The sequence below is a fragment of the Loktanella fryxellensis genome (assembly GCF_900110065.1).
GTDB classification, from domain to species: domain Bacteria; phylum Pseudomonadota; class Alphaproteobacteria; order Rhodobacterales; family Rhodobacteraceae; genus Loktanella; species Loktanella fryxellensis.
The window spans coordinates 46,338-69,430 of record NZ_FOCI01000012.1 but is presented as its reverse complement, the minus strand read 5'-3'; the positions used below and the strand labels follow the sequence as shown (position 1 = coordinate 69,430).

Annotated in this window: 28 protein-coding genes; 15 read left to right on the top strand and 13 right to left on the bottom strand. The window is 65.9% G+C overall.

Features of this window, described 5'->3' with window-relative positions; genetic code table 11:
• Positions 1-4: 4 nt before the first annotated feature.
• The 10 genes from BMX16_RS10610 to iscR all read right to left on the bottom strand — a co-directional run bounded on the left by BMX16_RS10610 (position 5) and on the right by iscR (position 8,086).
• Positions 5-1,225, bottom strand: a complete 1,221-nt coding sequence (locus tag BMX16_RS10610) for a cysteine desulfurase (RefSeq protein ID WP_089902936.1) — start codon at positions 1,223-1,225, stop codon at positions 5-7.
• The gene (locus tag BMX16_RS10605) at positions 1,225-1,791 is read right to left on the bottom strand and encodes a YIP1 family protein (RefSeq protein WP_089902934.1); all 567 of its coding nucleotides are present in this window, start codon (positions 1,789-1,791) and stop codon (positions 1,225-1,227) included. Before BMX16_RS10605 ends, BMX16_RS10610 begins: the two co-directional genes overlap by 1 nt.
• A complete protein-coding gene (locus tag BMX16_RS10600; protein ID WP_342707817.1) occupies positions 1,788-2,309 on the bottom strand; it encodes a YIP1 family protein in 522 nt (173 codons plus the stop codon). Before BMX16_RS10600 ends, BMX16_RS10605 begins: the two co-directional genes overlap by 4 nt.
• Positions 2,285-3,565 carry a SufB/SufD family protein gene (locus tag BMX16_RS10595; protein ID WP_089902928.1) on the bottom strand — a complete coding sequence of 427 codons (1,281 nt, stop codon included), beginning with the start codon at positions 3,563-3,565 and terminating at the stop codon, positions 2,285-2,287. Before BMX16_RS10595 ends, BMX16_RS10600 begins: the two co-directional genes overlap by 25 nt.
• Positions 3,565-4,320, bottom strand: coding sequence for a Fe-S cluster assembly ATPase SufC (gene sufC / locus BMX16_RS10590; RefSeq protein WP_089902925.1), 756 nt, complete (start codon positions 4,318-4,320; stop codon positions 3,565-3,567). The genes BMX16_RS10595 and sufC overlap by 1 nt, the downstream gene beginning before the upstream one ends.
• A 12-nt stretch (positions 4,321-4,332) precedes the next feature.
• Entirely contained in the window at positions 4,333-4,671 is a 339-nt protein-coding gene (locus tag BMX16_RS10585; RefSeq protein ID WP_281242595.1) for a DMT family protein, read from the bottom strand.
• A 24-nt stretch (positions 4,672-4,695) separates the two neighbouring features.
• The gene (locus BMX16_RS10580) at positions 4,696-4,965 is read right to left on the bottom strand and encodes a bactofilin family protein (RefSeq protein WP_089902922.1); all 270 of its coding nucleotides are present in this window, start codon (positions 4,963-4,965) and stop codon (positions 4,696-4,698) included.
• The gene (sufB, locus tag BMX16_RS10575; RefSeq protein ID WP_089902919.1) at positions 4,962-6,479 is read right to left on the bottom strand and encodes a Fe-S cluster assembly protein SufB; all 1,518 of its coding nucleotides are present in this window, start codon (positions 6,477-6,479) and stop codon (positions 4,962-4,964) included. Before sufB ends, BMX16_RS10580 begins: the two co-directional genes overlap by 4 nt.
• 23 nt (positions 6,480-6,502) lie before the next feature.
• Positions 6,503-7,537: a cysteine desulfurase family protein gene (locus BMX16_RS10570; protein WP_089902916.1), complete on the bottom strand. Its 1,035-nt coding sequence runs from the start codon at positions 7,535-7,537 to the stop codon at positions 6,503-6,505.
• Between the two features lie 90 nt (positions 7,538-7,627).
• Positions 7,628-8,086 (bottom strand): Fe-S cluster assembly transcriptional regulator IscR, encoded by a 459-nt coding sequence (gene iscR / locus BMX16_RS10565; protein WP_089902914.1) that lies wholly within the window; start codon positions 8,084-8,086, stop codon positions 7,628-7,630.
• Positions 8,087-8,263: 177 nt separating this feature from the next.
• Here iscR and BMX16_RS10560 point away from each other — a divergent pair, with 177 nt between their 5' ends.
• The 9 genes from BMX16_RS10560 (at position 8,264) to BMX16_RS10520 (ending at position 14,966) form a co-directional block, all read left to right on the top strand.
• Positions 8,264-8,917, top strand: coding sequence for an alpha/beta hydrolase (locus BMX16_RS10560; RefSeq protein ID WP_089902911.1), 654 nt, complete (start codon positions 8,264-8,266; stop codon positions 8,915-8,917).
• Between the two features lie 5 nt (positions 8,918-8,922).
• Positions 8,923-9,138, top strand: coding sequence for a hypothetical protein (locus BMX16_RS10555; protein WP_089902908.1), 216 nt, complete (start codon positions 8,923-8,925; stop codon positions 9,136-9,138).
• Positions 9,135-10,289, top strand: coding sequence for an HD domain-containing protein (locus BMX16_RS10550; RefSeq protein ID WP_245731480.1), 1,155 nt, complete (start codon positions 9,135-9,137; stop codon positions 10,287-10,289). The genes BMX16_RS10555 and BMX16_RS10550 overlap by 4 nt, the downstream gene beginning before the upstream one ends.
• A gap of 58 nt (positions 10,290-10,347) precedes the next feature.
• A complete protein-coding gene (locus BMX16_RS10545; RefSeq protein ID WP_089902905.1) occupies positions 10,348-11,187 on the top strand; it encodes a CPBP family intramembrane glutamic endopeptidase in 840 nt (279 codons plus the stop codon).
• Positions 11,188-11,253: 66 nt separating this feature from the next.
• Complete coding sequence (locus BMX16_RS10540) at positions 11,254-13,605, top strand: DEAD/DEAH box helicase (protein ID WP_089902903.1); 2,352 nt, start codon at positions 11,254-11,256, stop codon at positions 13,603-13,605.
• A 153-nt stretch (positions 13,606-13,758) separates the two neighbouring features.
• Complete coding sequence (locus BMX16_RS10535; RefSeq protein WP_089902900.1) at positions 13,759-13,938, top strand: hypothetical protein; 180 nt, start codon at positions 13,759-13,761, stop codon at positions 13,936-13,938.
• A 79-nt stretch (positions 13,939-14,017) separates the two neighbouring features.
• Positions 14,018-14,353 carry a TfoX/Sxy family protein gene (locus BMX16_RS10530; protein ID WP_089902897.1) on the top strand — a complete coding sequence of 112 codons (336 nt, stop codon included), beginning with the start codon at positions 14,018-14,020 and terminating at the stop codon, positions 14,351-14,353.
• Between the two features lie 68 nt (positions 14,354-14,421).
• Complete coding sequence (locus BMX16_RS10525) at positions 14,422-14,595, top strand: YqaE/Pmp3 family membrane protein (RefSeq protein WP_089903067.1); 174 nt, start codon at positions 14,422-14,424, stop codon at positions 14,593-14,595.
• Positions 14,595-14,966, top strand: a complete 372-nt coding sequence (locus tag BMX16_RS10520; RefSeq protein WP_089902894.1) for a DUF4112 domain-containing protein — start codon at positions 14,595-14,597, stop codon at positions 14,964-14,966. The genes BMX16_RS10525 and BMX16_RS10520 overlap by 1 nt, the downstream gene beginning before the upstream one ends.
• Positions 14,967-15,004: 38 nt before the next feature.
• Here BMX16_RS10520 and ndk read toward each other — a convergent pair whose 3' ends face one another.
• Positions 15,005-15,427: a nucleoside-diphosphate kinase gene (ndk, locus tag BMX16_RS10515; protein WP_089902890.1), complete on the bottom strand. Its 423-nt coding sequence runs from the start codon at positions 15,425-15,427 to the stop codon at positions 15,005-15,007.
• 159 nt (positions 15,428-15,586) lie between these two features.
• On the opposite strand from ndk, the gene BMX16_RS10510 reads away from it, so the two are divergent.
• The 6 genes from BMX16_RS10510 to BMX16_RS10485 all read left to right on the top strand — a co-directional run bounded on the left by BMX16_RS10510 (position 15,587) and on the right by BMX16_RS10485 (position 21,143).
• Positions 15,587-16,222, top strand: coding sequence for a YceI family protein (locus tag BMX16_RS10510; protein ID WP_089902888.1), 636 nt, complete (start codon positions 15,587-15,589; stop codon positions 16,220-16,222).
• 99 nt (positions 16,223-16,321) lie between these two features.
• Entirely contained in the window at positions 16,322-17,761 is a 1,440-nt protein-coding gene (locus BMX16_RS10505; protein WP_089902884.1) for an alanine/glycine:cation symporter family protein, read from the top strand.
• A 42-nt stretch (positions 17,762-17,803) separates the two neighbouring features.
• Positions 17,804-19,657 carry an ABC-F family ATP-binding cassette domain-containing protein gene (locus tag BMX16_RS10500; protein WP_089902881.1) on the top strand — a complete coding sequence of 618 codons (1,854 nt, stop codon included), beginning with the start codon at positions 17,804-17,806 and terminating at the stop codon, positions 19,655-19,657.
• A gap of 157 nt (positions 19,658-19,814) precedes the next feature.
• On the top strand, positions 19,815-20,444 hold the full coding sequence (locus BMX16_RS10495) for a MarC family protein (RefSeq protein WP_089902878.1): 630 nt from the start codon (positions 19,815-19,817) through the stop codon (positions 20,442-20,444).
• 34 nt (positions 20,445-20,478) lie between these two features.
• Positions 20,479-21,039 (top strand): retropepsin-like aspartic protease family protein, encoded by a 561-nt coding sequence (locus tag BMX16_RS10490; protein ID WP_245731479.1) that lies wholly within the window; start codon positions 20,479-20,481, stop codon positions 21,037-21,039.
• A 5-nt stretch (positions 21,040-21,044) separates the two neighbouring features.
• On the top strand, positions 21,045-21,143 hold the full coding sequence (locus tag BMX16_RS10485) for a DNA polymerase III subunit chi (protein WP_245731478.1): 99 nt from the start codon (positions 21,045-21,047) through the stop codon (positions 21,141-21,143).
• Here the strand turns inward: BMX16_RS10485 and BMX16_RS10480 are convergent.
• Both BMX16_RS10480 and BMX16_RS10475 read right to left on the bottom strand, forming a co-directional pair.
• On the bottom strand, positions 21,140-21,604 hold the full coding sequence (locus tag BMX16_RS10480; protein WP_089902870.1) for a DNA polymerase III subunit chi: 465 nt from the start codon (positions 21,602-21,604) through the stop codon (positions 21,140-21,142). The two genes, BMX16_RS10485 and BMX16_RS10480, sit on opposite strands and share 4 nt — an antisense overlap.
• A 6-nt stretch (positions 21,605-21,610) precedes the next feature.
• On the bottom strand, positions 21,611-23,077 hold the full coding sequence (locus tag BMX16_RS10475) for a leucyl aminopeptidase (protein WP_089902867.1): 1,467 nt from the start codon (positions 23,075-23,077) through the stop codon (positions 21,611-21,613).
• Positions 23,078-23,093 lie beyond the last annotated feature (16 nt).

Sequence of the window (23,093 nt, the reverse complement as noted above, 5' to 3'; positions counted from 1 at the left end):
GCCATCAGCTGAAAAGCTCGTGGCACAGGTCCAGCGCGTCGATCAGGGAATCGACCTCGGCCTTAGTGTTGTAGGCGGCAAAGGACGCGCGGCAGGTCGCCGTCAGCCCCAGATGATCCATCAGGGGCATGGCGCAATGGGACCCGGCGCGAACGGCCACGCCCTTCTTGTCCAGCACGGTGCTGATGTCGTGGGCATGGGCGGGCCCGTCGAGGGTGAAGCTGAAGATCGCGCCCTTGCCCGGCGCGTTGCCCTGCACCTGCAACCAGTTCAGGCCCGCCAGACGACCCTGCGCATAATCGCGCAAACCCGCTTCATGCGCCGCGATGTTGTCCATCCCGACGCCCATCATCCAGTCCAGCGCCACGCCAAGGCCCACGGTCTGCACGATGCCGGGGGTGCCCGCCTCGAACTTCATCGGTGCGTCGTTATAGGTGACGGCGTCGCGGGTCACGTCGCGGATCATGTCGCCGCCGCCCAGAAAGGGGCGCATCTCGCTCATGCGGTCGGGATGGACATAGATCGCGCCGGACCCGCTGGGACCATAGAGCTTATGGCCCGTCACCGCATAGAAATCGCAGCCGATGTCCTGCACATCGACGGCCATGTGGACGGCCGCCTGACTGCCGTCGACAAGCACGGGCACGCCCTTTGCGCGCGCCACGGCACAGATCGCCTTCACATCGACCAGCGTGCCCAGCACGTTGGACATGTGCGTGACCGCCACCAGCTTCGTGCGTGGCCCGATCGCGTCGATCATCGCCTGCGGATCAAGGCTGCCGTCAGCGGCGCAGTCGACCCATTTCAGCACAACACCCTGCCGTTCGCGCAGGAAATGCCACGGCACGATGTTGGCGTGATGCTCAAGAATGCTCAGCACGATCTCGTCACCCGCCTGCAGCCGCGGCGCGGCCCAGCCGTAGCTGACCATGTTGATGCCTTCGGTCGTGCCGGAGTTCAGGATGATGTCATCCTCGGAGCCTGCATTCACAAAGCGGGCAACCTTGCCGCGCACGCCCTCATAATGGTCGGTCGCGACATTCGAAAGGTAGTGCAAGCCACGGTGCACGTTGGCATATTCGTGCTCGTACATCTGCGTCATGGCGTCGATCACCACGCGCGGCTTTTGGGCGGAGGCGCCATTGTCCAGATAGACCAGTGGCTTGCCGTTCACCTGACGGTGCAGGATCGGGAACTGCGCGCGGATCGCTTCGACATCGAACATCAGACGACTCCTCCGACACTGACGCCGATCAGCGCCAGCAGCAGGCCAAGACCAAGGGATACGGTGAACACGCCGATGATGACGGTGCCCAACGCCTTCCATAACGAATTGAAGGCGTGAAGCACGTTGACAAGGTGAAGCAGGGCGAACACCAGCCAGACCAGACCGGCGATGGCCGCCAGCGACGATAGCACGGGCAGGATCAGCAGCAGCACGGTCTGGATCACCTGAATGACCAGCGCCATCGCCTGCCACCATACGATCAGCAGCACCGCCTGTTCGATGCGCCCCGACCCGCCAAGCAGACGGCCCCCCAGATGCACGGCGAGGACCAACATGATGAGCGATCCACCGAGCAGGATCGTCAGCGAGAACGGCGAGGCCACGAACATCGCGGCCTCTGCCGGCGACAGCCAGACACCCGCCATGAGGATCAGCACCGACAGGATCGTGATGAGCGCCATCAGGCTGAGGATCGTGCCACGGTCGAGGGCCAGCCCCCGCAGATAGGCCGCAGCACCCGCAGGGTCGCGCAGCGATCCGGTGATGAATGTCCCGATGGTCATGATTCCGCCTCTCTCAGCGATTGGAGCCAGAGATAGCCGAACACGCCAACCCACAGACCGCCGGTCAGATGCGTACCCGCCACCGGGCCAAGGAAGCCCGCCATCAAGCCATAGATCAGCAGCAGCGGCACACTGGCCAGCAGGGACCAGAACAGCGCGAGGCGCGCGCCGAAGAACGTGCCGCGACCCCGGAACAGCTTGGCCACCAGATGACTGATGCCGGCCAGCCCATAGAGCAGCAGCGGCCACACCATGAACCAGGCGAAAACCTCGTAGGTCATGGTCTGGAACAGGTCGCGCACCTCTGCCCCCGGTGCCACGTCGAAACCGGCCGCCTGTCGTGCCAGTCGAGGCCATTGCGCGACGAACACCAGCAGGCAAAACACCGCCAGATAGCCCAGTGCGCGATCCTCGCGCGGGCCGTCGTCCAGCATGTCGCGCATGACGCGGCGCGGGTTGCGCCACGTGCGCAGGATGTCGGTCGTGACCGCCATCAGTGCGCGTGGCGGTCCAGCCAACCCGCCAGCCGGTCGCGCAGATCGTCGGCCAACGCCTCGTCCGCGATTTCCTGCAGGGCTTCGGCGAGGAACGACAGGGTCAGCAGCGTGGTCGCCGTGCGGTGCGGCACGCCGCGGGACCGCAGGTAGAACAGCGCATCCTCGTCGATGGCACCGGAGGTGGACCCGTGCGAGCAGGCCACGTCGTCGGCATAGATCTCCAGCTCAGGCTTGGCCAGAAACTGGCTGTCGCCATCCAGCAGCAGCGACTGGCTGATCTGGTAGCCGTCGGTCTTCTGCGCGCCGTGCTTGACGAGGATCTTGCCCTGAAAGACGCCGACGGCGCCGTTGCGCAGCACCTTCTTGAACACCTGACGGGATTCGCAGCCGACCGCGTCGTGGGTGATGAAGATGGTGTCGTCGTGATGAAACGCGTCGCCATCGCCGACGGAGGCGCCAGCCACATGGGCGGTGGCGTGATCGCCCATGATTTCCATGATGCAGTCGTTGCGGGTCAGTGCGCCGTTCACCGACAGGGTGAAGGATTTGAACGTCGCATCAGCCCCGATCCTGGTGAAGGTGTGGGTGTTCATCCGGCGACCATGATCGCGGCCCTGCGCGCGGACATGGTGAAACGTGGCACCGTCGGCCACATCGACTTCCATGTTGCTGGCGAAGCGCGCCGCGCCCGCGCCGCTTTCCAGCAGGGTGAGGGTGGTGCCTGCCTCAAGCTTCACCACATGGTGCAGCGCCACATCGGCAGCCGCATCGCGGCGGTCATAGCGCAGATGGATCGCACGACCCGCCTGCCCCGTCACGTGGATCAGCACGCCGTCCGCAGCCATCGCCGTGGTCAGGGCAGCCAGCGGGCGCGCAACCGGTGTCTGGCCCCGCGCCTCGAGCTGGCCGAGCAGGCCATCGGCCCATGCCGCATCCTGTGCGTCGGCCAATCGCGTGACCGTCGCGCCGGCCAGCTTTGGGTCGTCGGACTGCGTCGCATCGAAGACGCCATCGACGAACACCAGACACACCGCGTCGATGCCTGAGAACTCAGGATCATCACCGACCGCCAGCAGGTCGGCAGGCACCGCGTCCCTGGCCACGAGCGTCGTGGGATCGGTATAGCGCCAGTATTCGTCGCGCCGCACCGGCAGACCCATGGCCGCAACCCGGTCCGCCGCCGCCTGACGCGCCGTGGTCAGCCACGCGGGACCGGCGGGAAGGCTGGCGGCCAGCCGGGCGTCGGTCGCCACGGTCCTGCGCTGGTCCAGCGCCATCACGCCTCCTCCGCCAGCAGGTCGGCGTAACCGTTGTTCTCGACCTCCAGCGCCAGTTCCGGCCCGCCGGACTTGATGATGCGGCCATGCGCCATGATGTGCACGACGTCGGGTTTGATATGGTCCAGAAGCCGCTGATAATGCGTGATGACCAGGAACGACCGACCTTCGCTGCGCAGGGCGTTCACGCCGTCGGCCACCAGTTTCATCGCGTCGACGTCCAGACCCGAGTCCGTCTCATCCAAAATGCACATCTTGGGTTCCAGCATCGCCATCTGCAGGATCTCGTTGCGCTTCTTCTCGCCGCCGGAAAAGCCGACGTTCACGGGCCGCTTGAGCATGTCCGCGTCGATCTGCAGGTCCTTGGCCTTGGCCCGCACCGATTTCAGGAAATCGCCGGCAGAGAGTTCATCCTCGCCGCGCGCCTTGCGCTGTGCGTTCACGGCTGTGCGCAGAAAGGTCATGTTGCCCACACCTGGGATCTCGACCGGATACTGGAACGCAAGGAAGAGGCCCGCCGCCGCGCGCTCTTCCGGCTCCATCTCCAGCAGGTCGATGCCGTTCAGTGTCGCAGTGCCGCCGGTGACCGCGTAGCCGTCCTTGCCGGACAGCACATAGGACAGCGTCGATTTGCCGGACCCGTTCGGGCCCATGATCGCGTGCACCTCACCGGCGGGAACGGTCAGGTCCACACCCTTCAGGATCGACTTGTCCTCGTCCTGCAGATCGACCGTCAGGCCTTTGATTTCCAACATGATCTCTTCCTTCTATCCTCGAAACACCAGTGCAGCCCCACACGCCATCAGCGCAAAGCCCGCCAGTGTCATCCAACTCACACCCTCTTTCAGCCAGAAGACCGAAAAGAGCACGAAGACCACCAGCGTGATGACCTCCTGTATCGTCTTCAGCTGCGCCGCCGAATACACCTGATGGCCCATCCGGTTCGCCGGAACCGCCAGCCAGTACTCGAAAAACGCGATCCCCCAGCTGATCATGACCACGACCCACAGGGCCTGACCGGGAAACTTGAGATGCCCATACCACGCGAACGTCATGAAGACATTCGAGGCGATCAGCAACAGCACCGGCACGACGTAAGGCGTCACTGACCGTCCCCCATGGCCGCGCCCTCAGGACGCGGGAGGCCCCTGCACGTCGTGATGCATGCCGACGCCCGTGACGCGACCACCGTCGTTGTGGATCTCTCCGACAATCCTGCCGTTCACGGTCACATCTGCCCCGCGGCCCACCTGCAAAGAGCCTGCCACCACCCCGTCGATCACGACGCGCATACCGGCGGCGACGGTCACGTTGCCCTCGATCGTCACCTCGCGCATGACGCGGGCGTCGTCGTCCACACGCAGGTCACCGTCGAAATGCCCCGAAATGTCTCGCATCATCCCACGGAGCCTTCCAATGAGATGGCGACCAGCGCCTGCGCTTCCATGGCGAATTCCATCGGCAGCGCCTGCAGCACTTCCTTGCAGAAGCCGTTCACGACCAGTGCGACCGCCTCTTCCTCGTCCATGCCGCGCGAGCGGCAGTAGAACAGCTGTTCGTCGTCAACCTTGGACGTGGTCGCCTCATGCTCCACCCTGCTCGAATTGTTCTTGACCTCAATGTAAGGCACCGTGTGCGCCCCGCAGTCGGAGCCGATCAACAGGCTGTCACACTGGGTATAGTTGCGCGATTCCTTCGCGCGCGGGTGCATGGACACGAGCCCGCGGTAGGTGTTCTGCGCGCGGCCCGCCGAAATCCCCTTGCTGACGATCCGCGACTTCGTGCGCTTGCCCAGGTGCACCATCTTGGTGCCCGTGTCGGCCTGCTGCATGTTGTTGGCGATGGCGATGGAATAGAACTCGCCCTGTGAATCGTCGCCGCGCAGGATGCAGCTGGGGTATTTCCACGTCACGGCAGACCCGGTTTCGACCTGCGTCCACATCACCTTGGACCGCGCACCGCGACAGTCGGCGCGCTTGGTGACGAAATTGTAGATGCCGCCGCGGCCTTCCGCATCGCCCGGATACCAGTTCTGCACGGTAGAATATTTCACCTCCGCGTCTTCCTCGATGATGATCTCGACCACCGCCGCGTGCAACTGCGCCACGTCGCGCTTGGGCGCTGTGCAGCCTTCGAGGTAGGAGACGTAGGACCCCTTGTCCGCGATGATCAGCGTCCGCTCGAACTGGCCGGTGTTTTCGGCGTTGATGCGGAAATAGGTCGACAGCTCCATCGGGCAGCGCACGCCGGGCGGGATGTAGACGAACGACCCGTCCGAGAACACGGCGGAGTTCAGGGTGGCATAGAAGTTGTCGGTCGGCGGCACGACGGTGCCCAGATACTTCTTCACCAGTTCGGGGTGTTCGCGGATCGCCTCGGAGATCGAGCAGAAGATCACGCCGGCCTTCGCCAGTTCCTTCTGGAACGTGGTGCCGACGGAGACCGAATCGAACACCGCATCGACGGCGACCTTGCGCCCTTCGTCGGGCACGGCGCCTTCGACGCCCGCCAGAATGGCCTGCTCGCTCAACGGGATGCCCAGTTTCTTGTAAGTCGCCAGCAGCTTGGGATCGACCTCGTCCAGGGACTTGGGCCGCACTTCCATGCTTTTCGGGCGCGCGTAGTAGTAGAGGTCCTGGAAATCGATGTCCGCCAGCTTGAGCATGGCCCAGTTCGGGACCGCCATGCCCTCCCACCGATCGAACGCGCTCAGACGCCAGTCGGTCATCCACTGCGGCTCTTCGTTCTTGCCGGAGATCAGTCGCACGATGTCGGGATTCACGCCCTTGGGGGCGTAATCCATCTCGATTTCGTCGTCGTTCCAGCCGTATTTGTAGGCACCCGAGAGTTGCGCCACCGCATCCACGGTGTCCTGATCGACACCGTCCTTGACGTCCACATCCAGTGCAGCCATGTCGCTCGTCCTTTTCTGCGGCCTCACGCCGCTCTCATCCGTTGGGCCTTCGCGCTCCAGCTTGCAGCAAAGCGCAGGACCTCGTCTTCCGTCGTCTCCGGTCCCAGCGACACGCGCAGCGCGCAGCGGGACATCTCGTCGTCGTAACCCAGTGCCCGCAACACGGGCGAGGCACGGACCTTGCCGCTCGAACAGGCCGATCCGGCCGAAACGGCGAACCCCGCAAGGTCCATCGCCATCACCTGCGTCTCGCCACGCCAGCCGGGGGCAATCATGCAGGTGGTGTTCGGCAACCGCTCCATGTCATTCCCGACGAAAATAGTTCCCGGGACGGCGGCTGCAACCGCCTCTTCTAGAATATTTCTAAGTTGCGCAACCCCGTCCCAGTGTCCGGCAGCAAGAGCGGCCTGCGCGGCGGTCGCCGCAGCAGCGAAACCCGCGATCGCGATCAGGTTCTCGGTGCCGGCCCGCCGCCCCATCTCCTGCCCGCCGCCACGCAGCTGTGCGGCAACCTCCGCGCCCTGCGGCACGACGATGGCACCCACACCCTTGGGACCGCCGCACTTGTGCGCCGACAGAAAGACCGCATCGACGCCGGACCACGCATGGGAAAACGCAATCCGGCCAAAGCCTTGCGTCACGTCGCTGACCGCGAGGCCCACGGGCAGCGCCTGAACGATACCCGTCTCTGAATTGGCCAGCTGCACCACGGCCCGACTAGGATCGTCCACCACCACGCGCCCTGCCACGACCGGCAGGTCGCACGCGACCCAGGCGCGGACCGCCTCGTGCTCCAGATCCGACCCGCGCAGGCCGCGCCCGGCCAGCAGCAACGCCGCCGCCTCGGTCGCGCCGGACACGAAGACGACATCCGCCACACCCGCCCCCAGCGCCTCGGCCACATCTCGGCGACAACGCTCCAGAAGCGCCTTGGCGGCGCGTCCTTCGGCGTGGACAGCGCTCGGGTTGCCGACGACATCCATCGCCGCGATCATCGCCGCCCGCGCCGCGGGATGCAGCGGTGCCGTCGCGTTGTGATCCAGATAGACGCGGCTCATGCGCCAGCCTCTTCGCTTTTTACGCAAATACTCCGGGGGAGGCCCCCTCGGGCCGGGGGCAGCGCCCCCAGCGGCGCCGGACCCGCGCGCTCACTCATCCACCACCTCAAACAGCGCCGGCACCGCAGGGCACGGCACCATCGCGTTGCCGACCACGTCGCTCAGCCGGGTCTGGTGCAGGAACACATAGACATGCGCGCTCAGCCCTTCCCACAAGCGGTTGGTCAGCGACTGGGCGCGGCTGCCGGACGCGCCACCGGACGCACCGGCGCCCTTGTGCATCGCACTGACCGTCTCGTCCACGGCGCCCAGGATCTCCGACACACGGATGTCGGACGCAGCCCGCGCAAGGCGGTACCCGCCGCCGGGTCCGCGGGCGGATTCGACCAGACCGTCGCGGCGCAGCTTAACGAAGAGTTGCTCCAGATAGGGCAGGCTGATGTCCTGCCGCTTGGCGATCTCGGTCAGGCTGACCAGCGTCCCGGGTGGCTGCAGGGCCAGATCCGCAAGGGCGACCATCGCATAACGGCCCTTTGTGCTCAGCTTCACGGCGGTCCTCCCGGCAGGGCGTGCCCTGCATATAGATTGACGATGGCCCGCGACACCACTAGGTCAGGCCGACGACGATGCGCGGACCCGGTCCGCGCAAACTTAGAATACTTCTAAGGTGACACCGGTCGTCCGTCAAGGTTGCCCGGTGCCACCCCCAAGCCAGATGGAACGCGCATGCCCGAAGTCATCTTCCCCGGTCCCGAAGGCCGCCTCGAAGGCCGCTACCACCCGCAGAAGGACCGCGACGCGCCCATTGCCATCGTGCTGCACCCGCATCCGCAGTTCGGTGGCACGATGAACAACCGTGTCGTCTACAACCTGCATTACGCGTTCTACAACATGGGCTTCACGGTGCTGCGGTTCAACTTCCGCGGCGTCGGACGCAGCCAGGGTGAATACGACCAAGGCATCGGAGAGCTGTCTGACGCGGCCTCGGCCCTCGATTACCTGCAGTCGATGAACAACAACGCCAAGCATTGCTGGGTCGCTGGGTTCTCTTTCGGGGCGTGGATCGGCATGCAGCTTCTGATGCGCAGGCCAGAGATCACGGGCTTCATCTCGGTCAGCCCGCCCGCCAACATGTACGACTTCAGTTTCCTCGCCCCCTGCCCGGCGTCGGGTCTGGTGATTAATGGCGCCGCCGACCGCGTGGCCCCGCCCGCCGACACAGTCAATCTGGTGAACAAGCTGCACGACCAGAAAGGCATCATCGTCACGCACGAGGAAGTGCCCGGCGCGGGCCACTTCTTCGAGGATCCGCACATGGACCCGATGATCGCGTCGGTGAAATCCTATGTCCGCCGCCGCCTGACCGAAAACACGCGGTAGGCGTCATGTCCCACGTCGATGATGTCGCCCTCGACCTCGCCCGCCTTGCGCTGGCCGATGCCACGCACAGCGGCGACGCGGGCATCGTGGATCAGGTGGGCGAGATCCTCGGCATGTCGTCTCAGACCCTGCAGGAAAGCTATCTGACATCCATCCGCGTCCTGCGGGCAGAGGCGCGGGCGCGCGCGCTGCTTGATGCGCGGCGGTCGAAGGCACCGTGACAGGCGTCGCGGGGGACCGACTGTCGCACCAGCTTGCGTTCCTGCGCGCGGCTGACGGCCTGAAATCCGTGACCCGCGCCAACGCCCTGATGGACGGCACCCGGCGCGAGAACACGGCAGAACATTCCTGGCATCTGGCCCTGTGGGCGCTGGTGTGGGGCGCCCCTGACCCCGCCATCCCCATGGCCCTGCTGCACGATCTGATCGAAGTCCATGCAGGCGATCATCCGATCCACCTGCCGCAGGATTACGCGGCTATCGCGATGCTGGAACGGGCCGCCGCCGACAGGCTCTATCCGCTGCTGCCCGACGATCAGGGGCAGGCCTTTCGCGCCCTGTGGGAGTCGTTCGAGGCTGCGACGACACCTGTCGCACGCACCGTCCGGACGCTCGACAGTGCGCAGCCCCTGATGCAGGAACTGGGCAACGTGGCCCAGACCGACGTGGACCGCGACATCGCCCGCGCGCTGCTGACGACGGGCCGCACGGCATCGCTGGCGAACGACTGGCCCGCCCTCTATGCCTATTCAATTGGGCTGCTCGACCGCACATGCCCCACCCTCGACCCCGACACGGCGGCGCGTCTGCGCTTTCTCGCAGAGGCCGACCGGCTGAAGACGGTGTTGCGCGCGACCACCCTGTTCGACGGATCGCGGCGCGAAAACAGTGCCGAGCACAGCTGGCATCTGGCGCTGTACGCGCTGACGCTGGCTGAACATGCGGCGCGCCCGGTGGATACGGCCCGCGTCATCGCCATGCTGCTGATCCATGATCTGGTGGAAATCGACGCGGGCGACGTACCGGTGCATGCGGCAGGCCGCGATCACGCCGCCCATGCCCTGATCGAGGCGCGCGCGGCGCACCGCATCTTTGGCCTGCTGCCCGCGGCACAGGGCGCGGCACTGCTGGCGCTGTGGCAGGAATTCGAGGCGGCGACGAGCGACGACGCGATTTTCGCCAAGGCGCTCGACCGGGTGCAGCCGGTGATGGCGAACCTTGCGACGGGCGGCGGCACGTGGCCTGCCTACCGCGTGACGCGCGCGCAGTTGCAGACCCGCGTGGGTGCGCAGGTGCTGCGCGGCGCACCCGCCGTGTGGCAGGCGCTGGAACCCGCCATCGACGCATGGTTCGCCGCATCTGCGCAATCGTGACTGGTCAGGCGGCCCGCACCGCCCATCTGTGAGGCGACCCACACCGACAGGATCACCGATGCGCCCCTTTTCGACCATCGCCGCCCGCCACCCGTTCACCGTCGCACTGGCCGTCCTTGCGCTGTTCGTCGTGTGGTTCACGCTGCCGCTGGTGCTGGCGGGTCCCGTCGATGTGACGGGCGGCACCGGCGCCATCGCGATGGACGACCTTGGCCCCTATATCGTGACCGAAGGCATCGTCGCCACGGCGCTTCTCGTGCTGATCGCGGTGCTGGGCTGGTTGCGCACAACCGGGCTGCGCGGTCCGTCGGACCCCGCGGGGTGGCGGATGAGCGGCTGGTTCATCGGCCCCGCGACGATCGCGGTCGGCCTGTCATGGGGCGCGCTGGTGGCACTGGGCAGCAGTACGCCGCTGCTGCGTCCGCTGGTGCAGATCGTCGCCCTCGCCCTGTTGATCGGGCTCTTTGAAGAGGGCCTGTTCCGCGGCGTCCTGCTGCACGGGTTGCGGTCACGGATCAGCACCGGTTGGGCCATCGTTGCCTCGTCCGTGCTGTTCGGGCTGTTCCATGTGGTCAACGCCTTCGTCGGGCAGGACATCGGGCTGACCATCATCCAGATCGCAAGCTCCACCGGGCTGGGCCTGCTGTTCGGCGCGCTGACGGTGCAGGCGGGCAGCGTCTGGCCCGCGGTGATCCTGCATGCCCTGTGGAACGGGTTCGCCCTGTCGGCGCAGATGGCGTTCCGCCTGTCGCCGGGGTCCGACGCGATGGCACCCCCAACCCCCGGTTTGGCCGCCCTTGTCCTGCCCGCGCTGCTGGCGGTTGCGGCCTACGTCGTCCACCGCCGCTGGACGCGACGCATGACGACAGCGGGAACCCGCCCTGTTCGCATGATTTGACACTGGACAGACCGGGTATGTAGCCTTAGGGCGCATGACTTACCTTTATGTCCGGACCCCTGCCCCATGATCGACACACTCGCCCGCGCCCTCGCTGCCAAGGGCTACGACGCCCTCACCCCGGTGCAGGAGGCGGTGACGGATGCGGCCCTGGATGGTCAGGACCTGCTGGTCAGTGCGCAGACCGGGTCCGGCAAGACCGTGGGCTTCGGCCTTGCCATCGGCAAGACCATTCTGGCCGAAGACGGCACGTTCGGCCCCGCAGGCCGCCCTTTGGCGCTGATCGTGGCACCGACACGGGAACTGGCATTGCAGGTGAAACGCGAATTGATGTGGCTTTACGGCGGCACGGGCGCCGTGCTTGCGTCCTGCGTGGGCGGCATGGATGTGCGCGAAGAACGGCGCACGCTGGACCGCGGCGCGCATATCGTCGTGGCCACGCCGGGCCGTCTGGTCGACCACATCAACCGCCAGAACATCGACCTGTCCGACATCCGCGCCATCGTGCTGGACGAAGCGGACGAGATGCTCGATCTGGGGTTCAAGGACGATCTGGAGTTCATTCTGGGCGAAGCCCCGCCCGAGCGTCGCACCCTGATGTTCAGCGCGACCGTGCCGCCGACCATCGTGAAGCTGGCGAAATCCTATCAGAAGGACGCCGTGCGCGTCGCCACCACGACGAAGGAAGGCCAGCACGCCGACATCGAATACCGCGCGCTGAGCGTGGCGCAGCATGACGCCGACAACGCGATCATCAACGTGCTGCGGTTCTACGATGCGCCGAACGCCATCGTGTTCGCCAACACCCGCGCGATGGTCACGCGTCTGACCACGCGGCTCAGCAACCGGGGCTTTTCCGTCGTGGCCCTGTCCGGCGAATTGTCCCAGCAGGAACGCACCCATGCGCTGCAGGCGATGCGCGACGGGCGGGCCAAGGTCTGCGTCGCCACCGACGTGGCCGCGCGCGGCATCGATTTGCCGAACCTCGAACTGGTGATCCACGCGGAACTGCCGACCAACGCGGAAATCCTGCTGCACCGGTCCGGTCGCACGGGCCGTGCGGGGCGCAAGGGCATATCCGCCATGATCGTGACGCCCAAGATGCGCCGCCGGGCGGAAAACCTCCTGACATGGGGCAAGCTGCAGGCGACGTGGGCGATGCCGCCGTCCGCCGATGAGATCCTGCGTAAGGACGAAGAACGCCTGCTGGGCGACGAGATCTGGTCCGCGACCTTCACCGAGGACGAGACCGCCTTTGCGGCGCGCCTGCTGGCCCAATACGACGCCAGCCAGATCGCCGCCGCCTATCTGCGCCTGTATCAGGGCAAGCAATCCGCGCCAGAGGATCTGACCGCCTACGACGCCCCCGCCCCGCGCGAGGGCCGCGAGACGGCGCCGAAGGAGCGCAAGGCGGCCTTCGGTCCGTCCAAGTGGTTCCGCGTCGACGTGGGCCGCGACCAGAAGGCCGAGGCCCGCTGGCTGTTGCCGATGCTGTGCAAGGCCGGCGACATCACCAAGACCGAGATCGGCGCGATCCGCATTCAGGCGGACGAAACCTTTGTCGAGATCGCCGAAGGTGCCGCCGCAGGATTCCTGCGCGCCGTCGGTCCCGAGATGAAGCTGGAAAACCAGGCGCAACTGTCCGAAGTGGACGGCGTGCCGCAGATTTCCGACCGAGGCGCGCGCCCTGACAAGAAGGCCTATGCCAAGCGCGACGACGACGCACCCCGCGAGTACAAGCCGCGTGAATACAAGCCCCGCGACAGCACGCCGCCACCGCCGAGCCGTCAGGACGACGTGGCTGCCATCGCACCGCAGGGCGACACCTTCGAGAAGCCGCGCAAGCCCCGCGCCGACAAGGCGAAGCCGTTCGCCAAGCCGGAACGCCGCGACCACGGCGATGCGGTCGTCGATCTGAACAAGCCACGCCCGGCCGCCCCCCGTGCAAAGCCCGTGTGGAACAACAAGGGCGACGACGCCCAACCGGCCCGCGCGCCCTACCGCGCCGATGGCGACGCGAAGCCCGCGTGGAAGGGCAAGTCCGAGGGGGGCGACAAGCCTGCCTACAAGGGCAAGATCGGCTATCAGGGCCGCGCCGATGCCGCCGCGGGTGCCAAACCCGCGTGGAAAGGCAAGTCCGACACCGCCCCCGGTGCGAAACCCGCATGGAAGGGCAAGTCCGAGGGTGCAGGCGGCGACAAGCCCGCGTGGAAGGGCAAGTCCGACGGCAAACCCGCGGGCAAGCCGTTCGGCAAGCCCGGCGGCAAGCCGGCCTTTGCCAAGGCGGATGGCGCGCCCGCGCGTCCCAAGGCCAACCCCGGCGACACCTCCAAGCGATTCGTGCCGCCCGGTGCGGCTGGCAAGGCGGGTCCCCGCAAGCCGGTCGGCAAGGGTCCGCTCAAGCGTGGGCCGAAGTGAAATCGGGTCGGGTCATGGCAGCAGAATTGCCCTAATCGCGCCACAGTCGTGTCACTTGCGCGACAGCGAAGCAGTTCACACTTGTCCACAAGCCCTCTGACGGGCCAAGGATTGCAGACCAGACCCACCGACGGCCATTCATCAGGACCCAAAATGCCCAGCCAACACAACGCCTCTCAAATGGCGGACGACCAGCAACAGCAGGGTGACGTCACCCCGCAGCAGCAGCAGACAGGCACGACATTCGTGACGGATCAGCAGACCCAAAGCGGCGCCGAGCAGCGTCAGCAGGGTCAGCCACTCCCTCTCTTTCGGGATTTCGCCAGCATCTGATGGCACCCGACCCGCATCGCCGCCGTGACGTGGCGATGCGGACTCCCTATGGTTGGCGCAGACCCCGCGAGGTGCGCCCTTGACCGCCATTTCCAGCATCCGCAACCTCGGCCCAGCGATGGAGGCCGCTTTGACCGCCGCAGGCGTACCGGATGCGGAAACGCTGCGCGCCCTTGGCGCCGACGCCGCCTATGCCCGCCTGCTGGCCAACGGTTTCGCCCCCCACTTCATCAGCTATTACGTCCTGCACATGGCGCTGCAGGGGCGTCCGTGGAACGACTGCAAGGGCGCAGAGAAGGACGCAATGCGTGTGCAGTTCGACGCGTTGAAGGCCAGCCACGCGGACCCGGTCCGTACGGAGCTGGAGGCGTTTCTGGACCGGATCGGCGTCACCGACCGCCACCTGCGCAAGTGATCCGATGGAACCGCGCAGGTCCGACTGCGTTGGGGGCCTGAAAACGCATCATGAAAGGCGTCCTGCACATGGACCTCATCCGTATCATCCTGTCCGTCATCATCCCGCCGCTGGGCGTGTTCCTGCAGGTCGGCCTTGGCAAGCATTTCTGGATCAACGTCGTGTTGACGATTCTGGGCTACTTCCCGGGTCTGGTCCACGCGATCTGGGTCATCGCCCGCACCGGCCCGCGGCACGCCTGATGGACACGGCTGCCCGTCTGGCCCGCCTCGAGGGGTTGGCGCATCGCATGGACACGCTGTTCCGCATTCCGGTGATCGGGCTGCGGGTCGGATACGACGCGATCGTCGGTCTGGTGCCTGTGGTCGGCGATCTGCTGACGCTGGTGCCGTCGCTGTTCATCATCAACGAGGCGCGCCGCATGGGTGCACCGTCGCACCTGGTGGGCCGGATGATGGCGAACACGCTGACCGAAGGGCTGATCGGCATGGTGCCCGTCCTTGGCGATCTGTTCGACGCCAAGTTCAAGGCGAACCGCCGCAACGTGGCGATGCTGCGGTCGCATCTGGAACGCAAAGGGGCCGTCCCGGTCGGACAGCCCCAGTTCGCATGACAAGGTGAAGGCGGGCTGATGGCCCGCCTTCTTCGTCTTCAGCCGACCAGTTCGAGGCCCGAGAAGAAGAATGCGATCTCTTCCTTGGCGGCTTCGGGCGAATCGGACCCGTGGACCGAGTTCTCGCCGATCGAGAGTGCGAATTCCTTGCGGATGGTGCCGTCAGCCGCGTCGGCGGGGTTCGTCGCACCCATCACGTCTCGGTTCTTCTGGATGGCGTTCTCGCCTTCCAGCACCTGCACGACGACCGGCTCGGAGATCATGAATTCGCACAGCTCGCCGAAGAAGCCGCGCTCGGAATGTGCGCCGTAGAACGACTGCGCCTGTGCCAGCGTCATGTGGATGCGCTTGGACGCGACGACGCGCAGGCCGGCATCCTCGAACTTGGCGACGATCTTGCCGGTCAGGTTGCGCTTGGTGGCGTCGGGCTTGATGATCGAAAACGTGCGCTGGATGGCCATGGGTGCCTCTTTCGGGTTGGTGCCGCGCTGCGGCGCTGATTGCTGGCGGTGCCCTAGCATGGGGGGGATGCGGTGAAAAGGGCGCGGGCGCGGTCTGCCGTGCTTGACGCAGGACATCGCCCGGCGCTCTGTGGGGGTGAGCCAAACGGAGATACCGCCATGCGCCTGCCCCTCCTCATCGCCCTCTTGTGCGCCACGCAACTGTCAGCGCAGGACGCTCTGCCGCCAGCCCAGACCTTCGCCCTCGATCCGTCGCACACCAGTCTGACGTTCTCGGTCAACCATATCGGGATGTCCAATTACACCGCAGGCTTCGACACGCTGGAAGGAACGCTGCAACTCGACCCCGCGGACCAGGCCAGCGCGCAACTGTCGGTAACGGTCAATGTCGCCTCCCTCGATCTTCCGACGCCGCCGCTGGGGTTCCGCGAAGAATTGCTCGGCCCCAATTTCTTCGATGCCGACCAGTTTCCGCAGATCAGCTATGTCAGCACCGGCGTCACGCCGACCGGCGACACGACCGCCGACATCAGCGGCGATCTGACCCTGCACGGTATGACGCAGCCCGTCATCCTGCAGGCGACGTTCAACGGCAACTCGCTGGCCGGTCAGTTCGAGCCGCATGCCCGCATCGGGTTTTCCGCAACCGGCGCGTTCAGCCGCACCGCGTTCGGGATGGGCTACGGCGTGCCCGCCGAAGGCAGCACGATGGGCGTCGGCGATCTGGTGACGGTGCGGATCGAGACGGAATGGACCGGCGATCAGACGGTCGAGGCAGCACCGGTGGAGCAATGACCGACACGCCCCGCGCGTCCAAAATGGTGAACGGCACATTGTCGCGGCCGCGCCAAGCGTTACACTCCGTTCACTTTCCGTTGTAAAAAGGGCCGCGCCGTGAATGCCATCGTCGATTTCCTGAACACTGTGCTGTGGAACTACGTGCTGGTTTACGGCCTGCTCGGCACGGGGCTGTTCTTCACCCTGCGCCTCGGCTTCATCCAGTTCAGACACTTTCCCGAGTATTTTCGCGTCATCACGGGATCACGCGCCACGTCCGCCAACGGCATCACGCCGATGCAGGCCCTGACCGTAAGCCTCGCCAGCCGGGTCGGCACCGGCAACCTCGCCGGGGTTGCTGTGGCGATCTATCTGGGCGGGCCGGGGGCGATCTTTTGGATGTGGATCGTGGCGCTGCTGGGCATGGCCACCGCCTATGCGGAATCGACGCTGGCGCAGCTGTACAAGGTGCGCAACGGCGAAGGGCAGTACCGCGGCGGGCCGGCGTTCTACATGGCAAACGGCGTGGGCAGCCGCACGATGGGCTATGTCTTTTCCGTCTGCCTGATCCTGAGCTTCGGCCTGATCTTTTCAGCGGTGCAAAGCAATTCGATTTCCGAATCCATGGCCGGGGCGTTCGGCATTCCCGGCTGGATGACCGGACTGGGCGTGGCGGCGGTTGCGGGCATCGTGATCTTTGGCGGCATCCGGTCGATCGCCAAGGTCGCCGAACGGATCGTGCCGGCGATGGCCGGGATCTATCTGCTGGTCGCCCTCTACGTCATCATCATCGATATCGACGAAGTGCCGGCGATGCTGGCGCTGATCGTAAAATCCGCCTTCGGGTTCGAGGCGGCGGCGGGCGGGTTCACCGGCGGCATCCTCGCGGCCCTGCTGAACGGCGTGAAGCGCGGGTTGTTCAGCAACGAGGCGGGGATGGGATCCGCCCCCAACATCGCGGCCACCGCCGTCCCCGACCCGCATCATCCGTCCAGCCAGGGGCTGGTGCAGGGGCTTGGCGTGTTCATCGACACCATCGTGATCTGCACGGCCACGGCGTTGATGATCCTTCTGTCAGGCGCGGTGGACTACGGTCCCGATGGCGCGCAGGGCATGGTGCTGACGCAGAACGCATTGTCGGAACATATCGGCACCGCCGGTCCGATCTTCATTGCCATCGCGATCCTGTTCTTCGCCTTCACCTCGATCATCGGCAACTACTCCTATGCCGAATCCGCGATGGAGTTCCTAGGGCTGGGCAAGACGGTGCCACTGCTGGTGCTGAAGGCGGCGGTCATGGGGATGGTGTTCTGGGGTGCGGTGCAGCCCGTCAGCGCGGTGTTCAACCTGGCCGACGCCAGCATGGCGGTCATGGCGACCATCAACATCACCGCCATCCTGATCCTGTCAAAGACCGTCGCACGCCTGACTCGCGACTACTTCGACCAGAAGGCGCAGGGCCGCGTGCCGCTCTTTCGGTTCAAGGATCACCCGGACCTGAACCGCGGCATCGACCCCACGATCTGGAACCGCGACGTGGAGGCGGAACGCCGCTAAAGCCTGCTTTCCCATGGCCGCCGCACCTGCTATGCGGCGGCCATGCTCAAAATCTCAGACATCACATATTCCGTCGAAGGCCGCACGCTGCTGGAACACACCAGCGTCACCATCCCCACGGGTCACAAGGTCGGCCTCGTTGGCCGCAACGGCACCGGCAAGACCACACTCTTCCGCATCATCCGCGGCGAGATGGTGCTGGACACCGGCACGATCAGCCTGCCCCGCGGCTGGAAGATCGGCGGCGTCAGCCAGGAGGTGCCCGGCAACGAGGTCAGCCTGATCGATACGGTCCTGCGCGCGGACGCAGAGCGCGAGGCGCTGCTGGCCGAGGCCGATACCGCCACCGATCCGATGCGCATCGCAGAGGTGCAGACCCGCCTCGCCGACATCGACGCGTGGAGCGCAGAAGGCCGGGCGTCGACCATCCTCAAGGGTCTTGGCTTCACCGACGAGGAACAGCGCATGCCCTGTTCCGCCTTCTCCGGTGGCTGGCGGATGCGCGTGGCCCTCGCCGCGGTGCTCTTCTCCGAACCCGACCTGCTGCTGCTGGACGAGCCGACCAACTACCTCGACCTCGAAGGGGCGCTGTGGCTGGAGGCGTATATCGCCAAGTATCCCCACACGGTCCTGATCGTCAGCCACGACCGCGAGCTGTTGAACCGGTCCGTCGGCGGCATCCTGCACCTCGAGAACAAGGGGCTGATCTACTACACCGGCACCTACGACCAGTTCGCCCGCCAGCGCAGCGAAAAGATCGCGCTGCTGACATCCGCCGCAAAAAAGCAGGACGCCAAGCGCGAGCACCTGCAGAAATTCGTGGACCGCTTCAAGGCGAAGGCGTCCAAGGCCAAGCAGGCGCAATCCCGCGTGAAGGCCTTGGAAAAGATGGAAACGATCCGTGTGCCCGCAGATGCGGCGCGCACGGTCTTCACCTTTCCGGAGCCGGAGGAGCTGTCGCCCCCCATCATCAGCGTCGAAGGCGGCGCCGTGGGCTATGGCAACACCATCGTGCTGCACGACCTGAACCTGCGCATCGACCAGGACGACCGCATCGCCCTACTGGGTCGCAACGGAGAGGGCAAATCAACACTGTCCAAGATGCTGTCGAACCGACTTGAGTTGGCGCGTGGCACGATGGTCACGTCGAACAAGCTGCGGATCGGCTTCTTCGCCCAGCATCAGGTGGACGAGCTCAGGATCGAGGAGACGCCGCTGGAACACCTGCTGCGCGAACGCGCGGAGGAAGGTCAGGCGAAACTGCGCGCGCGCCTGGCCGGCTTCGGCCTCGGCGCCGATCAGGCCGACACCGCCGTGGGTCGCCTGTCTGGCGGTCAGAAGGCGCGTCTTTCCCTGCTGCTGGCCACCCTGCCCGCGCCGCACCTGCTGATCCTCGACGAGCCGACCAACCACCTCGACATCGAGTCCCGCGAGGCGCTGGTGGAGGCGCTGACCGCCTATTCCGGCGCCGTCATCCTTGTCAGCCACGACATGCACCTACTGAGCATGGTCGCGGACCGATTGTGGCTGGTGAAGGGCGGGCATGTGAAGCCCTTTGACGACGACCTCGACAGCTACCGCCGGATGCTGTTGACGCCCGAAAAGCCCGCCAACACGAACAAACCCGCCGCCCCCAAGGTGGTCAAACCCACCCGCGACGAAATCCTCGCCCTGCGCGCCGATGCCCGCAAGAACGAGGAACGCGTGGCCAAGATCAACGACATGCGCGACAAGCTGGCCAAGAAGCTGGCCGACCCCGCGCTGTACGAGGATGCCCGCATCGGCGAGCTGGCGACGTGGAACAAGAAATACGCCGAGGTCATGGACGGCCTGTCGCGCGCGGAGTCCATGTGGATGGCCTCGCTCGAAAAGCTGGAGAAGGCGGAAAAGGCGTGACCCGCCTCCTCGCTTTTTGTCAAATACTCCCCCCGGAGGGTCCGGGGGCAGCCGCATGAACCGCGCCCTGCATCCCATTCAACTGACAAGATAAACGCCCGCCGCAGTAGTTTGGCGGAGCCAAGTTCACCCGAGAGGCATCCAGAGGCCCGCACCCATGACCGACCTGCCCGCCCTGATCGCCGCCTTCACGGCCATGTTCATCGTCATCGATCCCATCGGTCTGGCGCCGCTATTCATCGCCATGACGCAGGGCATGACGTCCGCGCAGCGCCGCGCCATCGCCATCCGGGCGTGTCTGGTGTCCATCGGCCTGCTGTTGCTGTTCGCCTTCTTCGGAGAAGCGCTGCTGGCCTTCATCGGCATCTCGATGCCCGCGTTCCAGATCGCTGGCGGTGTGCTGCTGTTCATCACCGCACTCGACATGCTGTTCGAGCGGCGTCAGGCGCGGCGTCAGGACAACGCGGACGAGGCGCATGACGACCCTGGCCACGACCCCTCGATCTTCCCCCTTGCCATTCCCCTGATCGCGGGACCGGGGGCGATCGCCACGATCATCCTGCTGACGGGTCAGGCGGACAGCGCGCTGGGCGTCGGTGCCGTGCTGGGCGTCATGGTCATCGTCATCGGCATCGTGTTCGCGCTGTTCATGGCGGCGGGGATGCTGGAACGCCTGCTGGGCAAGACCGGGATCAACGTGGTGACGCGTCTGCTGGGGATGCTGCTGGCAGCGTTGTCGGTACAGTTCATCCTTGATGGGTTGCGGGGTTTCGATCTGACGTTCTGATCCCTATATCGGGGCCATGAACACGGATCAGATCATGCAGGTCGCCTATCTGTCGCTGCTCGTCGCGGTGATCGCCGGCAGTTATCTGTTGTCGCATCGTCGCAACATGGGCCGCGTCGCGCAGCAGGCGGGCATCTGGGGCCTGATCTTTGTCGGCGTGATCGCTGCGGTCGGTCTGTGGGGCGACATCCGCAACAGCGTCGCATCGCAGCAAAGCGTGGGCACGGACGGCCAGATCGTGCTGCCGCTGCAGGCGGACGGCCATTACTATGCCCGCGCCACCGTGAACGGCATGCCGCTGACCTTCATGGTGGATACGGGTGCCAGCCAGATGGTGCTGAGCCGCGACGACGCGGCAGCCTTGGGGATCGACGTGGACGGGCTGCGCTACCTCGGGCAGGCCAGCACGGCCAATGGCGTGGTGGGGACGGCACAGGTGACGCTGGACAGCGTGAGCCTCGGTGATCTGACCGATACCGGCGTTCAGGCCATCGTGAACGAAGGGCAGATGGACGGCTCGCTTTTGGGCATGAGCTATCTGCGCAATTTCTCCAACATCCAGATCAGCGGTGATGCGCTGATCCTGACCCGGTGAGTGCCATGAAAACCCTGATGATCCTGACCCTGCTGGTTACCCTCGCCGCCTGTGCGACAACGCCTGTCCTGCCGGAGGATTTCGACAGCAGCTTCGCCTTCTAAGGCGTTGGCGTCTCAGCCTTCTTGACCCAGGCGCCATTCTCCTGCGCCCAGTATTGGGCCAGGATCGCGTTGGCGGTCATCGCCTTCCACTGGACGCGCGCGCGGGCCACGGCGTCGCCGTCCTGACCGTCGAACAGGATGCAGGTCCGTTCCAGCGCAGCCGCCTCGGCGCTCGTCACCTCGGCCCCGTCGACGGCCATCATGCAGGCAAAGCCGTCCGCAGGCACGTCCGCCCCCAGCAGGATCGGCTGATCCGCATCATGCGGCCCGCCCGCCAGACCGTGCGGGCGAAAGCCGTCCTCGGTCCCGTCCCACAGCGCCTGATCGAGACGGTCTAAGAGCGCCGCACCGCGCCCGCGCACCAGCACGCGCCAGCCCTGCCCGCGCGCACGGTCCAGCAGCATGGGCAGGACCGCCTCAAGCGGGCTGTCGGTCAGGTGATAGAAATACACCGCACCCACGGCACCCTACCCCTCGAAGCGGTCGGCGATCAGGCGGTTCAGCGCCATGACGCCCCAGCCCGTCGCACCCTTGGGTGCCAGCGGCGTGTCGTGTTTCACCGACGCCATGCCAGCTATGTCCAGATGGCACCACGGCACGTCGTCCTTGACGAAGCGTTTCAGGAACTGCGCCGCCGTGATCGACCCCGCGGTGCGGCCGCCGGTATTCTTCATGTCGGCGATGCCGCTGTCGATCAGCCGGTCATAGGCGGGCGTCAGCGGCAGGCGCCACGCGCCCTCGCCCTCGGCCTTGGCCGCCGCAAGGAACGCATCGGCCAGTGCATCGTCATTGCTGAACACGCCCGCATGTTCGTGCCCGAGCGCGATCAGGATGGCCCCCGTCAGGGTGGCAAGGTTGATCATGCCCACCGGCTTGAACCGGTCTTGGGCATACCAGAGCACGTCCGCCAGCACGAGGCGGCCTTCCGCATCGGTGTTGATGACCTCGATCGTGTCGCCCTTCATCGAGGTCAGCACGTCGCCGGGGCGGTATGCGGTGCCGGAGGGCATGTTTTCCACGAGACCCACCAGACCCACGACGTTCGCGCGGGCCTTGCGCAGCGCCAGCGTGCGCATCACGCCCGCGACGACAGCGGCGCCGCCCATGTCCATGGTCATGTCTTCCATGCCCGCGCCGGGCTTGAGGCTGATACCGCCGGTGTCGAACACGACGCCCTTGCCCACCAGCGCAAAGGGGGCCGCATCGCCCGCCCCGCGCCACTGCATGACCACCACCTTGGAGGGGCTGGCAGATCCCTGCCCCACGGCCAGCAGCGCGCCCATGCCAAGCGCCTTCAACTCCGCCTCTTCGAGGATCTCGACCTCCAGCCCCAGATCCTGCATCGCGGCAAGTCTGGCTGCGAAATCGTCGGTGGTCAGGACGTTGGCGGGTTCATTCGTCAGATCGCGGGTAAAGAACACACCTTCCGCGACAGCCATGCCGGTGTGGGCGGCCTTCGCCACGCCTTCGGGGTCCGCCACCATCAGCGTGATAGCGCCCGGTGCCAGCCCCTTGTCGGTCTTGTAGTCCGTGAACGCATAGCCCCGCAGCGCCAGACCGAGGGCCACGTCCTGCGCCAGCGCGGCCTTGCCCAGCACCACGCACAGCGGCAGTCCGCCCTGTAGCCGCGCCAGGTTGGCACCGATGCGGCGGGCCAGCGTCTGGTCGGGCTTGCCATCAGACTTCACCACCAGCACCGCATCCGCGATCAGTCCCGCCGGATGGCCGAGGCGGAACACGTCGCCTGTCTTGGCCCGCCCAAAGGCATCGGTATCCGCCAGCCGGGACAGCGCCTTGCGCGTCAGGCCGTTGATCTTGCGCGCGCCTGCGTCCATGCGCCCGTCGGCGGCCACCAGCACCGCGATCAGGCCGGGCGTCGCCGCCAGCGCGTCGAGGTCGGTGTCGAGAAAGCGGATGTCGGCGATCTGGGTCATGGCGGGCCTTTCGCGG